Below are 15,695 nucleotides of genomic sequence, written 5' to 3' on the forward strand. Positions count from 1 at the left end.
GTGAGAACCTGTTGTGCACTGCTGCTCTACTGTTCAATGGTAGCCATTCGCGGGCAAGCTTCTGCTTGGCCGGTTTTTCAGTGCACCGGTTTCTCACCCCGCGCAATGGCTGCCACCTTTGTCCGTGAGAAAGATCGAGGTGGTGGATTCTGTTAACGCACTGGAATTTCACCATGAAGAAGAACGACCTTTCCCCCATCCTCACCGCAGGCATCGAAACCTTCCTCGAAGCCGGCAACCCCACCCTGGACCTGCTCCGCGTCCAACCCGGCGTCCCGGTCGATGATGCCTATGAACACGTCTCGGTCCTGCTGGGCTACTGCAAGCACCTTGTGCGCGAAGGCGACATGGAGGACGACCACAAGATGTTGGGCGCAGCGGATTACCTGCTGGCCATGGCCAAGGCCCTGATGAACGACATCGAAATTGCGAAGAACAAACGCCACTGAAGACGCGCCCCAAGAGCTGGCAGGCGCTGCCGGAACAGACATCGAGGCAGTTTTAGTGTGAGCTGTTCTTTGTGAGGGCTGTTTTTTGCAGGGACTGTTTTTTGCGGGGACTGTTTTTTGTGGATGCTGTTTTTTGTGGATGCTGTTTTTTGTGGATGCTGTTTTTTGTGTAGGAGCGGGCTTGCCCGCGAACACCGGCAAAGCCGGTGCCATCCCCCCGACAGCCATCCCCCAAAGTCAGCCCGATGCCCCTAGCCAACCAATACCCAGCCTCATTGCGCCCCCATGCCGACCAGCCCGCCCCCCCCTCACAAGTACGGCACATGCCTTAAGGTCAATGCGGTCGAGGTGGGAGCTGGCATGCCGCCGATGGCCTGCACAGCAGCCCCAATAGCCCTAACTGACCTGCACCACCCAATACAGCCCGTCTTTCAAATCACGGTTCGTGGATAAACACTGATAAATGCCGAAATGGCAATCGCATCCCCATCATCAACCTTCACCCGCGGGCTCTGCCCCGAGCGTTTGATCTCAGAAGCAAAATCAGCCGTCCTGAATGCCTGCTCCAGCTCGTCAGTGCCCGCCCCGGCATACACAACCACCTGGGTACCGGTATTGTGCTTTTGCAGGGGCAACTGCTTGATCTGCACCTGTACACCCGCCTTGGTCAGCGCAACGGCAATTTCCTTGGCAAAGCGAACAGCCTCTTTGTCATCCTTGTGGATATTCAGCAGCACCACCGGTACCAGCGTTTTAGCCTTCAGCTCGCCCGCCAGGGCCTTGAATGCGTCATGCGCCTGCGGCGTCAGCGTTCTCGGCTTGAGGCTGGCCTCCAGCTTGAGCCGCTCGGCCTTTTCGCGCTCCAGTTCGGCCTTGAGCGCGTCGTTCTGCTCTGTGAGCTGACGAATCTCAAGCTGCGCCTGCGCGGCCGACTCATTGACCACGGTAATTTCCTGCGAAGCCCGCGAAATGGAGATTTCGGAATGCTGGTTTTTTACATCCGAGGTCATGTGAGCCAGGATCATTGCGCTGGCAGCGATTAACGCGGCGATGACGGCTGTGGCGGATGCTATGGCGTGGATCAGGCTGGCGGTGCCTGCAGAGATATCCGGCATGAAAAACTTCTTGAACTTATGGGTTTTCATCGTTTCACGTTCAGGGAGGCGCGCCATATAAGTGGCCGGCTCGGGCAATCGGCGAGCTTAGCAGCAAGCGTCGCCATAGCACAGTGCCATAAATCGCTACGCCCGGCAGCACTTCAAGGACTACAGCGACACCCCTCTGATGCGAAGGCTTTGAATCCGTCTACTCCCAAAACCCCATGAACCTATGGGACATAGCGCTCATACTGAGCGATCGTCCCGTGTGCTGTTTTTAAAAGCCTGTCTCCGGGACGGCCAAGAGCACTCTTGTGTCCTTTTTCCCACCAAACGCTGAGCTTTACCGAGCTAAATGCACCATCGTTCCGCTGGCGAATCATCGACAAACGGCATGGAGCCTTCACAGAGAATCGGCCCGCCTCGCTTGACGCTTATGCCCTCTGACGCTTAACCTTTTGCCCCTTAGAACAGGGAAGTATCCGGAACATTCCGCTCGCAGTCGCAACAGTGCACCTTTCCTGAAGATGAATTCCGGCGTGCCACAGGCGCGCTGCTTTGCTTTGCGGTCGCCATCTTGAAGCCTCGTTCCCCGCTGCAGATCCAGAAATCGGTCATCTTCGCCCTAGTCCTGCGCGAGGCTCGTGCGCGGGTTGGCAAAAGTCGCCTGGGCGCGCTTTGGATGCTGCTTGAGCCTATCGTTCACCTGCTGGTGTTCTCCCTTCTGTTTGCAATGCTGCGTGGCCGCACCCTCTCCGGTGTCGAGTACCCAGTGTTCATTCTGGTCGGCATGGCTCCCTTCCTGCTGTATCGAAACACCGCACTCCGGCTGATGGATAGCCTGAGGGAAAACCGCTCCTTGTTTGGCTACAAGCAAATCAAGCCCTTGGACACCTACCTGGCCCGCGTCATCGTCGAAACCTGCATCGCCGCCACGGTCTACGCCATCCTGGTCTTCGGCTTTGCCTGGTTCGGCTTCGACATGACCATTCACAGCCCTCTGGAATGGGTCGCGACCCTGCTCCTAGGCCTGCTATTCGCCTTTGGCCTGGGTATGCTCTTTGCGCTGATAACCCACGCCCTTCCCAGCGTGAAAATTGTCATCCGCATGGCCTTCTTCCCGCTCTATTTCATTTCGGGCGTGCTGCTTCCAGCGTCTTATCTGCCTCAGGCAATGATGCCTGTGCTGCTGCTCAACCCGTTCCTGCACATTCTCGAGCTGATCCGTGCAGAGGTACTGCCCCATTACACCCCGGTCGACGGCGTTTCCGCGACCTACGTAATCAGCTTCACCACGGTATTGCTGTTCCTGTCGCTGGGCGCCTACCGCGCTCGCAGGATGCATCTGATTTCCACCAAGAACGGTTAAGTACAGGCCAAACGTGTTCGAGCTTAGAAACGTCACCAAGTCGTACCTCACGCCGAATGGCCGCCGATACGTCTTTCGCAACCTGTCGCTGGCAATCCCGCCGGGTAAGAACATTGGCTTGATCGGCCGCAACGGCGCCGGCAAGTCCACACTCATGCGCCTGCTCGGCGGCGCAGACGTTCCTGACTCCGGCACAATCATCACCGACCGCAGCATTTCGTGGCCGGTCGGCCTGACTGGTGGTTTCCAGGGCAGCATGACCGGGCGCGACAACATCAAGTTCGTCTGCCGCGTCTATGGTGCCACCGGCGAAGCCATGCGCGAGAAGATCCGCTACGTACAGGAGTTTGCCGAGATCGGCGACTGGATCGACGAGCCGATCAAGACCTACTCATCCGGCATGCGCTCCCGCGTGGCGTTTGGCCTGAGCATGGCGTTCGATTTTGACTACTACCTGATCGACGAAGTGATGTCGGTGGGTGATGCACAGTTCAAGCGCAAATGCGCCGAAGTGTTCAAAGACAAGTTACAAAATTCCAACGTCGTCCTGGTTTCTCACAACATGCCCGAAATCGAGAAGCTCTGCGACGTGGTCCTGCTGGTACGTAACGGCGGCATCCAGGTATACGACGACATTGCCGAAGGCATCAAGGCCTACAACAGCTGATCAACCTACTCCAATTACGTAGCACCGTTCGACTTCAAGGATGCATCCAACTATGAGCAGCACGGGTAACAAGAAGGGCTGGCGCCTGGCGATCGCCATGGTGGTCTTGCCAATGATCCTGGCAAGCGTGTACTACGGCGTATTCGCCATAGACCGCTTCGTCAGCTCCGCCCAGGTGGTAGTACGCCAGGATGGCGGCAATCAGGGTGCGCAGATGCCCGGCCTTGCAACCTTGCTGACCGGTACCAACCCGGCCTCGCGAGAAGAAACCCTGTACCTGCGCGAATACATCACGTCGATGGACATGATGCTCCTGCTCGAAGACCGCGTGCACTGGGTAGAGCAATTCGCCGCCCAGCGTAGCGACGTGTTCTTCTGGCTCGACAAGGATGCAGCACGCGAAGACCTGCTCAAGTACTACCAGCGCATGGTTTCGGCCCACTACGACGAAACGACCGGCTTGCTGCGCGTCGAAGTCCAAGCGTTCACCCCGGAACTGTCCGAGAAGATGCTGCGCGTCATTCTTCAGGCGAGCGAGCACTTCGTCAATGAAGTCAGCCATAACATTGCCCGCGAGCAGATGAAGTTTGCCCAGGGCGAACTGGAAACCGCGCGCGTCAACTACGCTACACGCAAAACCCAACTGCTGAACTTCCAGAACGAGAACAAGGTACTGGACGGTGGTAACAGCGCACAAAGCCGCGCCACGATCATCGCCGACCTTGAGGGCCAGTACACCAAAGAGCAAGCCGCCCTCACCGAGATGTCGTTCAAGCTGCGCGGTGACGCCCCACAGATTCGCCAGCAAAAGCAGAAAGTCGAAGCCATCACCCAGCAGTTGGCCAAGGAGAAACGCCTGCTGGTGTCGTCTCCTAAAGGCTCGCAGTTGAACGTGGTTGCATCGCGCTTCCAGCAACTAACACTGGATGCCGGCATTGCCGAAGAAACGTATAAAACCTCTGTGGCCGCGCTGGACAATGCCCGCGTCGAAGCCAGCAAGAAAATTCGCACCCTGGTTACTGTAGTTAGCCCCAACACCCCCCAATTAGCCCTGTATCCGGAGCGCTGGTACAACCTGGCAACCATTCTGCTGGGCCTGCTGATGCTTTATGGCATCACCCGCTTCATTCTGGCTTCGATCGAGGATCATCGTGATTAAATCCCTTGCTGTCTCTCGCACCTTCAACCTGAAGCTGGCAGCACTCGCCCTGGCAACCCTGGGCCTCGCCGGCTGCAGCGGAACATTGTCCGGAGCTGGACCGTACAAGGGTGCAATCGAGGCCAAAACCGACGCATACAACCTGGTCGACATCAACGCCAACAACATTGCCCCCTACATGCACGAAGCCCAACAGCCTGCACTGGCCACGGTCATCAAACCCGTGTCGCCAGAAGTTCGCCTGATGCAGGGCGATGTGCTCAATGTACTGATTGCCGATACCGCCCCCGAGGGCTCTGCGCTGTTTGCCCCGCTTGCTACTGGCGGCACCCAGCTGAAGACGCGCATCGATGCACAAGGCATGCTTTCACTGCCTTATGTGGGCCGCCAGTTTGTTGCAGGCATGACCCTGAACCAGGTTGAAACCCTGATTCGCCGACAACTGAAGGGCATTACCACCGACGTGCAAACCCACGTTGAACTGGTAGGCGACCTGTCGGGCTCGGTACTCGTGGCTGGTGCAGTAAAAACGCCAGGCCGCTTCAGCACCCTGCAAGGGCCACTCACCCTGCTTGACGCTATCAACCAGGCAGGCGGGCCAGTCATGGAACCGCACCTGGTGAACGTAACCGTCCGCAACGGCAGCCAGGTGCAGCAGCTCAACTATGAGAATGTGCTGGCCGGCAACAACATGGTGCTGCGCCCTAATTCGGAGGTTGTGGTTGACCGTGCTCGTCAGCGCTTTGTTGCAATGGGTGCCGTCAGCGAACCCGGCCTGAAAGACCTGCCAAGCCAGAACACCAGCTTGCTGGACGCACTGGGCAGCGTCGGCGGCCTGCGCGAGCAGAATGCCAACCCTGAAGGCGTATTTGTGTTCCGCATGAACGAAGGTTCGGCCGCAAAACCGACTGTACTTCGCCTCAACATGCGCGATCCTGCGGCAATCTTCTACGCCAAGCAAATTGCCATCAAACCTGATGACACTATCTATGTAACTAATGCTGCCGTGTACGAGTGGCAAAAAATTATTACTCCGATTGTCCAGACCATGGTTCTGGGTCGAGCTGCCGGGGTTCAATAACAAGCACGACTCTCCCTGCCGCAAGGCAGGGAGGCCCAAAATGTCACCACCCACCACAATCCCATATCATCACCATAAACATTACTCCTATCAGCAGCTGCAACCTATTGCTCCACCACGGTTAACTTGCCGTCTCGCCCCCCCCAAAAAAACCACAGCCCTCGAAACATTTCAGTCACAAAAGTACTGTACAAATAACCCCAAGCAACCCCTGCAAAGAAAGTGATAAAAACCCTTATCATTTAACCAGGAGGAAGACATGGGAGTCATTGTATATAACACCCTGTTAATCACCGCCTGCTCTGCAACTTTAATACTTATAGCATCCGCAATCGGATGGGCTCTCCACCTCCCCCAGCAAGACGAAGTCTGAGCCCCTCAACATCACGCACTCTCGCTCTCACCCCAGCGTACAAGAGCAAATTCACGCTAGGCCATTCCAAGCTTTCATGCAACAATACCCCCTCCTAAGGCATGAATGGATGCGGCCAAGAAATCAATAAGGGGCGAGACATTGAAGCAAATCATTTCGGTACTGTACGGCCTGGGAGAGCAAGCAGGCGGCGTAACGCGGGTTTCCTTGACCCGAACTGAAGCTCTGGCAAGCCCAGACACTCACTCCAAGATGGCCCTCCTCTCTTACGACGACAATCTTGAAACAACATTCGAGAACCTCGTCGCACAAGGGCGCATCTCCAGCGAAATTAGCATTTTAAATATCTACAAATGGTTCGCAGAAAAAAACGAACTTGCACGGAAGCTGCGAAAGACCCCGACCACCAGCACACTTGAACATGTAAAAATCAAGGTCCGCCGTCGCGCCGAGCACATCAATCAACTCGACGTTAAAGTGGTTCGCTACTTTACAGACGATGAAACGCTGTTTCTTGAAGAATACTATAAAGGCAATGGCGAATTTGCAATGGCGGCGCTTTTTCAATCCAAAGCCCCTACATTGAAATTCAATTCCTTGAGAACATTTCAAGCCTACTGGCTGAATGAAATATGCAAGAATTACGAGACAACCCATCTAATCGCCGACGCGATTCACGCAGCCGAAACAATATGCATGGTTGATGCAGAAAGGGCGCATAAAGTGCTCATGATGCACAGCAACCACCTGATGAAACCCTACACCCCAGGCTCCGAAGTTGCCGCCAAATACCACGGCGTCATCAAAAGCATACCCAAAGCCGATCGCCTGGTGCTGCTCACCCACGCCCAACTTTCCGATCTGACTGAGCAGTTCCCTTGCGATAGATACCGCGCCATTGGCAACCCCATTAATGTTGCCGAAAGCCAAAACGAGGTTGCTCGCGAGAAAAACCTCGCCGTAATTGTCGCTCGACTGCATTCAATCAAACGTATCAAGAACATGATCAAGGCCTTTACCAAAGTTGTAGAGGCCCTACCTGATGCACGGCTCGAAATCTGGGGCTCTGGCGAACAGAAAGATGAGCTTCAAGCTGAAATCGACAAGCTGAACGCTAACACCTCAATCAAACTCATGGGATTTGCCACCGATGTCTCCGGCATCTTCCGTCGCGCAAGCGTCAGCCTGGCCATGTCTGCCACAGAAGGCTTCGGAGTAAGCTTTGCCGAATCGCTTGCCTATGGAACACCGCTGGTATCGATAGATACCAACTACGGCCCCAAAGAAATCATCACAAATGGCGTAGACGGCTTCATCGTCAAAACCGAAAAAGAGTTCGTTGAAAAAACCTGCCTGCTGCTCAGTAATCACGAACTCTCGGTCAGCATGGGCAAGGCCGGCATTATCAACATGGAACGATTCCACGCCGAAACCATCACGCAGCGTTGGGTTGAACTCTTCGAAGAGATCGAAAACAATCCGCACCCCGTCGTCCAAGCGACCGCCGACGAAAACACTATATTGACCAATACGGCCGCGAGCAAATTTGGCTGGATCTACTTGCCCAAAACAGAAGACCCAGCAACCATTGATAAATACAAGACTGCCAAGTCTGTAGTTATCAGGCAGGTTTTGACTTCCAAAAAGTTCCTCGGCGAGCCCACCGACCTGAGCAAAGGCATTCATGAAGTCGACGAAATGATGCTCGACGAACCAAAGGGACTTTATCGCTTCCGAGCAATGAAACACGGCACAGCGTACAAAGGCATCATAGCCGCCGAATCCGTAGAGTTCGCAATTTAACCCGAATTGTTTTGGCCTGCCTCACACAACCAGGCAGGCCAAACAACCCACTTATTAAGGCCATTAACTCATCGCGCGCCATCAATAAGCCATCATTCCGCACATTTTCTGACCTCGCGCTCAGCACCACCCAGCTAAAAATCTAAAATACCCCACAAAAAAAATAATTTGCGAGCACTTGACGGATTGACACAATAGTGACACACACGTAAAATTCAGGCCCTTATTAGCTGCGCGCACTAATTGAAAGCTGCTTTTAGAGCGCAAAATGGAAGCGCAATACTCTGGAGAGGGTAAGGAACTTTGGACGCAAAATTAATAGCAGACTCAGCAACCGTAGCGGAAGATTCGGAGCTGGGCCAACCGGTTAAAATTTATGGTAATGCTGTTGTTGAAGAAAAAGCCACAATTGGCAAGTACTCAGTAGTCTCCAGCCACAGCATCGTAGGCGCAAACAGCAACATTGGCAACTATTGCACAATTGGCGCCAATAGCAAAATCTCGGTGGATATCGCGACACCACAGAGCTTTTTCAGCACTCACTCCTTCCAGTACAGCTCCAAGCACTTCAAGGATGTGAAGAACTACCCCAAGAAAAACGCCTCTCCAGACACCCCCTCGCCTACTATCATTGGTAATGACGTGTGGATCGGCGCCAATGTATCGATCTGCAAGGGCGTTACAGTGGGCACCGGCGCAATCATTGCCAGCAACTCATTTGTTGTAGAAGACGTACCAGCGTACGCCGAAGTCAGTGGCAACCCAGCGAAACTGGTTCGCTCTCGTTTTAATGAAGAGACCATCAGTCAGTTCCTGAACAGTGCCTGGTGGGAACTTGAGCCAAAAGACATGTCAGACTTGGACTTCCAGAACCCACTGGAGTCACTTGAGCGCATCAACTCCCTGAAATTGCACTTGAAACTGAAAAACCGCAACTCTCTGGAAGGCGAACTCAAGAACTCGGTCAGCGGCACGAACTCGGGCATCATCTGGTTCTCCACCCCATACGCCTATGCAGACATGGACGCCCTCGAAGGCGTCAATGCAATCAAAGTGATTTCGCACGAGCCAGGCACCGGACCAAATGCCGATGTGCTGAGTGCCGGCATCTACCCGCTCGCCAAGTCGACTTACGACTCCAAGCGCGGCTGGTATCGCCTCAACATCACTAGCGATGGCTCACAATTTAAAGGCAAGATTGCAAAAAACAAGCTCACCTTCCAATTGGTTACTGACAATTAACAGTGCAGCTTGTCGGCCTTGAGGTCACAAACCCTACCCATGGCGATAAAATACCATGGGTATATACATTTTGGCTCTACCATATTCACGATAGGGATATTTATGAAAACTGTCATCACCTTTGGCACCTTTGACGTGCTCCACATCGGCCATGTAAAAATCCTTCAGCGCGCACGAGCCCATGGTGATCGACTGGTTGTCGGCATCTCCTCAGATGCACTGAATTTCTCAAAAAAACAACGCTACCCTGTTTATCCAGAGGCTGAGCGTCGCGATATTATTGCCGCCCTGTCCTGCGTAGACGAAGTTTTCATTGAAGAGTCTCTTGAACTCAAGGGTGAATACATCAAGGAATTCGGTGCCGACGCTCTGATCATGGGCAATGACTGGGAAGGCCGTTTTGACGAATTCAAATCCCTCTGCGAAGTCATTTACCTTCCACGTACTGAAGGCATTTCCACTACGCAGCTGATTGCCGAGATCAAGAAGTATGGCTGAACTTCCGAGGATTGGGTTTGTTGGCTGGAACCCGTTCCAGTTCCTCCACATCAAGAAACTTGCAAGCACCTTTCCAGGCGCCTGTTTCGTTATTGAAAAGCGTCAGGATTTCATTTCTGAATTCAGCGATGAGATCCTCAATGACCCAGACACGCCAATCATGGTCTGGGACAGAGCTCAAATGCCAACGCTTGATGGCGTGTTTGACATCATCGTATGCCAGACACCTTTCTCCCGTATTGAAACCATTGAAAAGTCCAAAATTGCAATGATTCAGTACGGCTACGCTAAAGAGCCGCATAACTACGGCCCTTGGCGTGCGCTGGCAGATCTCTGCATGACGTACGGACCTTACGCCTCGGAGCGCATCGCACATTTCAGCCCTACCGCATCGGTCGGTAATCCTCGATACGATGACTGGCACCGCCCAGAGTTTCACATCGCGGCAAAGGCCAAACATGCGGACAAGATTAATCCAGCCCGCAAGACTGTGCTTTATCTTCCTACCTGGGGCGAACTGTCCAGTGTCGATCGTTACCTGACTGCTATTTATGAGCTCTCAGTTGACTATAACGTACTGCTGAAGATGCACCATAACACCGAGCTGCTGGAAGGCGACCGCAAAAGTAAAATGGACCTCGACTCCATTTTCCACTTTGGTGCCAATGACGACCTGCTTGAACTGATAGCACTTGCAGATATCGTTATTTCCGATTACAGCGGTGCCATTTTCGATGCCATGTACTGCCAGAAACCCATTGCCTTGCTGCAAAATGATCTGGCAGAGCAGATGGGCGGACGGAAAATCGACGAATATAGCCTTGAGTACGCTCGCCGGGACGAACTCGGCCTGACTATCGACTCGCCCGAAGCATTGGCTTCCGGAATTGCAGAGCTAGCATCCGAACCGGGCAAGCACATCGAGAAGTATGACCAGCTTCGCAACCTGCTTTTTGTCGATACTGATAACTCTTTGAGCCTGGCACACAATGCATTGGTTGATCTCTGGAAAGGCGAGTACACCCGAAGCCAACCGCAGGCTTATGTGCGCAAAGAGGTCAAGGAGCATTACACAACCAAGCGTCAACTGGCGATAGCCAAGAAAAAGCTGAGCGAAGCTAAATAATGTCATCTCTCAAGCAACATTTACTCGTCAAATCGATATTTTTGCTTTCCAAGTTCGGGGCTCACCGAGCCAGTTTAGCTTATACGGATAAACTGCTGCGCACCGAGACATCACTGAGCCAGTTGCGAAAAGCGGTAGATTCCGCCCACGCCAACCGAGATCATGACGCTGCCCTGAAGATCTCCGAATATGCCATTCAGAATTATCCAAGCAATTCGTTTGGCTATATTGAGAAGGCTAAAATACAGGCCGAACAAGGCGCAGTCGACGCGGCCATTCAAACACTTAACCTAGCGCCGTCTTGTGCTCCGGTTAACGATGCATTATCCAAGCTACGGTTTGGCGAGGTAGCCCCTAAAAAAGCGGCCTCGCCAAAGGCCAAGCCCAAGGCAAAAGCCAAACCCAAGGCAAAACCCAAAGCTGTCTCTCCTGCGGCGCCAAGTGCGCTTGAAGTTTCATTACTCAAAGCAGGCTCCGACACTTCCGTTCTTGACATGATTGCTCAGCAAGCCCGCCAGGCGATTATCGATAATCCCGGCAATGCTACCAACTATGGGGTGTTGACCCGGGTTTATAGTCAGCTCAAAGCGCATGACAAACTCATCGCAGCGATTAATTCTTTCCCGACCGAGATTGCTTCAAGGCTGCACTATCGACTCATGCTCGCTCGCGCCTATCAGTTATCGCGTGACCAAGAGTCGGCCTATGAGGTTTTGCTAACGGCACAAGTTGATCATCCTTCGGAGCGTAAGCTCCTGATGCGCATCAGCGACATGCTGAAAGATGATGCGAAAGTGGCCCGAGCCTACTCTTACTTGTGTGCAAGCCAAGCCCTTTACCCAACTTACGGAACGGTAAAACGGCTGTCGTTCGAGATCGACAACTTTCTGTTCGATGCCGCTCGCAATACACTGCTGAGCATTCTTTCCTTCCCGCGCGAAGTTGTCATGAAGTTCATGCCGATGATCAACCGCGCTACGCCATTCTTCCCTGAAATGCGCGAGCAGATCCAGGCCGCACGTGGTGACGCACGCCAGTTGCTGGCAGCTGAAAAAGGTCGCAAGGGTATAAACCCTGATGATCAGCTCAAGGTAGCCATTAAATGCCGGTGGCTGCATGAAGCCCAGCAGATTATCAATCGCAACAAAGGTGGAGCCCAACCTGTCTCGGAAGAAAACCAACTCTGGCTCGACACTGTCATTCTCAACCTCGGCCCCGCACGTGCCCTGGTAGAGATTGCCTCGAGTAACGAGTCGTCGGCGAGCTTCCACGGCCTGTACCAAGGCTCGATTATCAACATCAATAGCCGCTCCCTTGACGCGTCGAAAGTTGTCGAAGTTTTCATCCCGACAGTCTTTTTCGCTGCCCCTGGAGAGGAAAAGCCGAGCTATGCTACGGTTCGTGAATTCTTGATGAATGTCTTCAAGTATCTGCTGAGCCGCCAAGACTTGATACTGGTGCCTCGGCATCAATGGAACTGGCGCAACTGCGACCCTAGCATTCCTGGCTCGCGTGTAGTGAGCTACCACACCAACGCGCCTTACAATATCAACCACCTGCATATTCAAGAAGTGCCTCTGGCGGGCCGCTGCAGCATGGATCACCAAGGCTTCGCTGGCTACTCATCTCTTGCGACTGAGCATGAGCAGATCCGCGTAGCGAGCATCACCGTCTCGCCAGATGCATTGGAAAATACCGAGCAGCACCTGCACGACACCTACGTGACCAATAACGTTTCGAAGTATTCGCAGACGCAGGACCGCGTACAGTTTGATGATGACTACGTGTTTGTGGCCCTGCAAATTCCTACCGATACGGTAGCGGCATTGGCAGAGATCTCGGGTATCGACCTGGTCAGCACCGTGGCAGAACACTTCGCCGGCACTGCGACCAAAGTGCGCGTCAAGCGTCACCCGTACTGCAACAGCATGAGCGTACAAAAAGCCCTCAAGAATCTCTCGGAACGGGGCATCATCGAGCTGTCTGACGCTTCGGTGCACGACCTTATTTCCGGTGCCAGGTCCGTATTTACCGTCAACTCCGGGGTTGGTCTTGAAGCACTGCTGCACGGCCGCCCGGTGGTAATCACAGGCGAAGCTGATTATGCCTATGCCGTTGCAGCGCACCCGCGCACAGTCGACGAACTGAAAGCTTGCCTGCACAAAGAGCTAACGTTTGACAAAGGTCAAACGCAGCAGCTCCTGCACTATTACGTCAATTCTTACTCCATGGCGGCAAATGACCCTTCCGCCATTCATCGCAAGCTCGAAGCCTGGCTGCGCTGAACCAATAATTGAAGAGTGAACTGAATCATGATCAAGATTGCTGAAAACATTGAAGTTTCCAACTCTGCGCCGTTTGTTCTGTTCGGCGGCATCAATGTTCTGGAGTCCGAGCAACTGGCGCTGACCGCTTGCGAGGAGTACGTCCGTGTCACCGAAAAGCTTGGCATTCCTTACGTGTTCAAAGCCAGCTTCGACAAGGCTAACCGCTCTTCGATCCACTCCTATCGTGGCCCTGGGATGGAAGAAGGCCTGCGCATTTTTGAAAAAGTGAAGGCCGAGTTTGGCGTTCCGGTCATTACTGACGTTCACGAGATCTACCAGGCAGCTCCTGTCGCTGAAGTGGTTGACGTTCTCCAGCTTCCTGCCTTCCTGGCTCGCCAGACCGATCTGGTAGTGGCACTGGCCAAGACTGGCAAGCCAGTCAACATCAAGAAGCCACAGTTCCTCAGCCCTTCCCAGATGCAAAACATCGTGCATAAGTTCAAGGAAGCCGGCAATGATCAGCTGATTCTTTGCGACCGAGGCACTTGCATGGGCTACGACAACCTGGTTGTAGACATGCTGGGCTTTGGCGTGATGAAACGCACCTGCGAAAATCTGCCGATCATTTTCGATGTTACCCACGCCCTGCAGAACCGCGATCCTTCTGGCGCAGCCTCTGGCGGCCGCCGCGATCAGGTCGTAGACCTGGCTCGCGCAGGCATGGGCGTTGGCCTGGCAGGCCTGTTCCTTGAGGCGCACCCGAATCCGGACCAGGCCAAGTGCGACGGCCCAAGCGCCCTGCCGCTTGACAAGCTGGAGCCATTCCTTGCGCAAATCAAAGCCCTGGATGATCTGGTCAAGTCCTTCCCACCGCTGGTTATCTCGTAAGCACGCTTAGGAAACAAGCACAGTGAGCATGTCAAACTGCGAGCAACGCGTTGCGATCGTCATCCCAGCGCGTTACGGTTCGACCCGCCTGCCAGGCAAGCCATTGGCAGACATCGCCGGCAAACCGATGGTGCAGCACGTTTACGAGCGTGCGCTTGAGGTTTCGAATGCACACTCCGTGATCATTGCGACCGATGATGAACGAGTTGCCGAGGCCGTCCGCGGCTTTGGCGGTGAGTATGTGATGACCTCGCCTGACCACCCGTCAGGCACTGACCGCCTTGCCGAAGTCATGGTTCAGGTCGATGCGGACATCTACATCAACCTCCAAGGTGATGAACCTCTAGTTCGCCCCAGTGACATCGAAGCCCTGGCTGCAGGCATGCTCGCTGACCCCAGCGTCAGTGTTGGCACGCTTTGCCACCCAATCGACACCCACGAGGCGGGGAACCCCAATACTGTGAAAGTAGTGTTGGCAGCAAACGGCAACGCGTTGTATTTCAGCCGTTCTCCGATCCCCTACCCCCGTGATAGCGAGACGGTCAGCTACCTGAAGCATGTCGGCGTATACGCGTACCGCCGTGAAGTGTTGGCCGAATACGCCAGCCTGCCACAGCCGATGCTGGAGCACGCAGAAAAGCTCGAGCAGCTGCGCCTCATGACCGCTGGTTACTGCATCCGCGCCTATGTAGTTGAGCCAACCGGGCCCGGCGTTGATACGCCAGAATGCCTGGAACAGGTTCGCGCACTGATCAGCGGGCAGGACATTGATCCCAAGCCAACGCTGGCTGATATCCGCCTGGTTATCACCGATGTTGACGGTGTTCTCACTGACGGCGGTATCTACTACGACGCAAGCGGTGAATGCCTCAAGCGGTTCCATGTTCGAGATGGTATGGGCATGCGGTTGCTTGAGGAGAACGGAGTACGAGTCGCCGTATTGTCCGGCCGCGACTCAGCAACTTTGCGCAAGCGTGTTGCTGACTTGGGGATTACGCTTTGCCAATTCGGGGCCAAAGACAAGCTTGCAGCGTGCAAGCAACTCATGGCCGAAGCTAACGTGCAACCTGATCAGACCGCATGCATTGGCGACGACTGTATTGATCTGCCAGCGTTTTCAGCTTGCGGCATGTCATTTGCCGTCGCTGATGCACCGGCCTACGTCAAAGCCGCTGCAACCCAAACCTTGGCAACTGCTGGAGGAAACGGGGCGTTTCGTGAACTTGCTGACGCCATCTTGTTCGCGCAAAACAAAGCCGATGTATTTACTACTGCTTCCGGTTACTCGAAAGTCATGACCAAAATGGCACAATAAACATACCTTTGAAGACTCCCTACCCGCATCCAACCGGATACGGGTAGTTTTTACGCCGCCCCTGCAACAATAAAGCTTCTTCTTTGTCAAACGACGAGTCTTCAGCCTTTATTGATAGGCACTCGATAAATCCGAACCTGCCTAAACCCTTTATCACCACTTACAACTCCGATGCACAAATACAGCTTGCCCACTTCGTTTATGAGGGCCAACCCTTCTGGCTCAAACTCTCTTCCAACCCCATCCATCCGCGCTTGAGTCTGACCTAGTTTAACTTCGAGATTTTTATCAATAGTCTGAGTGCGATCCATGAACCCCACCTTCCGCCAGATGGGGTTGTGATTTACCGTGGCATCTCCGG

Annotated in this window: 14 protein-coding genes; 12 read left to right on the forward strand and 2 right to left on the reverse strand. The window is 54.0% G+C overall.

The genetic code is table 11. The annotated features are described in order from the left end of the window. The first annotated feature begins 173 nt into the window (after positions 1-173). Positions 174-449, forward strand: a complete 276-nt coding sequence (locus tag TZ03_RS26975) for a DUF3077 domain-containing protein (RefSeq protein WP_051101367.1) — start codon at positions 174-176, stop codon at positions 447-449. Between the two features lie 431 nt (positions 450-880). On the opposite strand, the gene TZ03_RS26980 is transcribed toward TZ03_RS26975, so the two are convergent. Next, positions 881-1,594, reverse strand: coding sequence for a hypothetical protein (locus TZ03_RS26980; protein ID WP_082056741.1), 714 nt, complete (start codon positions 1,592-1,594; stop codon positions 881-883). A 529-nt stretch (positions 1,595-2,123) separates the two neighbouring features. On the opposite strand from TZ03_RS26980, the gene TZ03_RS26985 reads away from it, so the two are divergent. The 11 genes from TZ03_RS26985 to kdsB all read left to right on the forward strand — a co-directional run bounded on the left by TZ03_RS26985 (position 2,124) and on the right by kdsB (position 15,334). Continuing rightward, positions 2,124-2,915 carry an ABC transporter permease gene (locus TZ03_RS26985; RefSeq protein ID WP_082056742.1) on the forward strand — a complete coding sequence of 264 codons (792 nt, stop codon included), beginning with the start codon at positions 2,124-2,126 and terminating at the stop codon, positions 2,913-2,915. Between the two features lie 13 nt (positions 2,916-2,928). After that, positions 2,929-3,582 carry an ABC transporter ATP-binding protein gene (locus tag TZ03_RS26990; protein WP_051101368.1) on the forward strand — a complete coding sequence of 218 codons (654 nt, stop codon included), beginning with the start codon at positions 2,929-2,931 and terminating at the stop codon, positions 3,580-3,582. A gap of 52 nt (positions 3,583-3,634) precedes the next feature. Then, positions 3,635-4,741 carry an ABC transporter permease gene (locus TZ03_RS26995; protein ID WP_051101369.1) on the forward strand — a complete coding sequence of 369 codons (1,107 nt, stop codon included), beginning with the start codon at positions 3,635-3,637 and terminating at the stop codon, positions 4,739-4,741. Further along, positions 4,734-5,822: a polysaccharide biosynthesis/export family protein gene (locus TZ03_RS27000; RefSeq protein ID WP_051101370.1), complete on the forward strand. Its 1,089-nt coding sequence runs from the start codon at positions 4,734-4,736 to the stop codon at positions 5,820-5,822. Before TZ03_RS26995 ends, TZ03_RS27000 begins: the two co-directional genes overlap by 8 nt. Positions 5,823-6,336: 514 nt before the next feature. Next, complete coding sequence (locus TZ03_RS27005) at positions 6,337-7,998, forward strand: glycosyltransferase (protein ID WP_160297755.1); 1,662 nt, start codon at positions 6,337-6,339, stop codon at positions 7,996-7,998. 303 nt (positions 7,999-8,301) lie between these two features. Further along, positions 8,302-9,240: a CatB-related O-acetyltransferase gene (locus TZ03_RS27010; protein ID WP_051101372.1), complete on the forward strand. Its 939-nt coding sequence runs from the start codon at positions 8,302-8,304 to the stop codon at positions 9,238-9,240. Positions 9,241-9,342: 102 nt separating this feature from the next. Then, positions 9,343-9,738: a pantoate--beta-alanine ligase gene (locus tag TZ03_RS27015; protein ID WP_051101379.1), complete on the forward strand. Its 396-nt coding sequence runs from the start codon at positions 9,343-9,345 to the stop codon at positions 9,736-9,738. Continuing rightward, positions 9,731-10,864, forward strand: a complete 1,134-nt coding sequence (locus tag TZ03_RS27020; RefSeq protein WP_051101373.1) for a CDP-glycerol glycerophosphotransferase family protein — start codon at positions 9,731-9,733, stop codon at positions 10,862-10,864. Before TZ03_RS27015 ends, TZ03_RS27020 begins: the two co-directional genes overlap by 8 nt. Beyond that, a complete protein-coding gene (locus TZ03_RS27025) occupies positions 10,864-13,149 on the forward strand; it encodes a capsule biosynthesis protein (protein WP_051101374.1) in 2,286 nt (761 codons plus the stop codon). The genes TZ03_RS27020 and TZ03_RS27025 overlap by 1 nt, the downstream gene beginning before the upstream one ends. Before the next feature lie 27 nt (positions 13,150-13,176). Further along, positions 13,177-14,019, forward strand: a complete 843-nt coding sequence (gene kdsA, locus TZ03_RS27030) for a 3-deoxy-8-phosphooctulonate synthase (protein ID WP_051101375.1) — start codon at positions 13,177-13,179, stop codon at positions 14,017-14,019. A 28-nt stretch (positions 14,020-14,047) separates the two neighbouring features. Continuing rightward, positions 14,048-15,334: a 3-deoxy-manno-octulosonate cytidylyltransferase gene (gene kdsB / locus TZ03_RS29445; RefSeq protein ID WP_082056744.1), complete on the forward strand. Its 1,287-nt coding sequence runs from the start codon at positions 14,048-14,050 to the stop codon at positions 15,332-15,334. A 101-nt stretch (positions 15,335-15,435) separates the two neighbouring features. On the opposite strand, the gene TZ03_RS30985 is transcribed toward kdsB, so the two are convergent. Then, the coding region (locus TZ03_RS30985) for a hypothetical protein (protein ID WP_236692906.1) at positions 15,436-15,695 on the reverse strand (260 nt) is incomplete at its 5' end.

The sequence above is a fragment of the Pseudomonas sp. 10-1B genome (assembly GCF_000935045.1).
In the GTDB taxonomy this organism is placed as follows: domain Bacteria; phylum Pseudomonadota; class Gammaproteobacteria; order Pseudomonadales; family Pseudomonadaceae; genus Aquipseudomonas.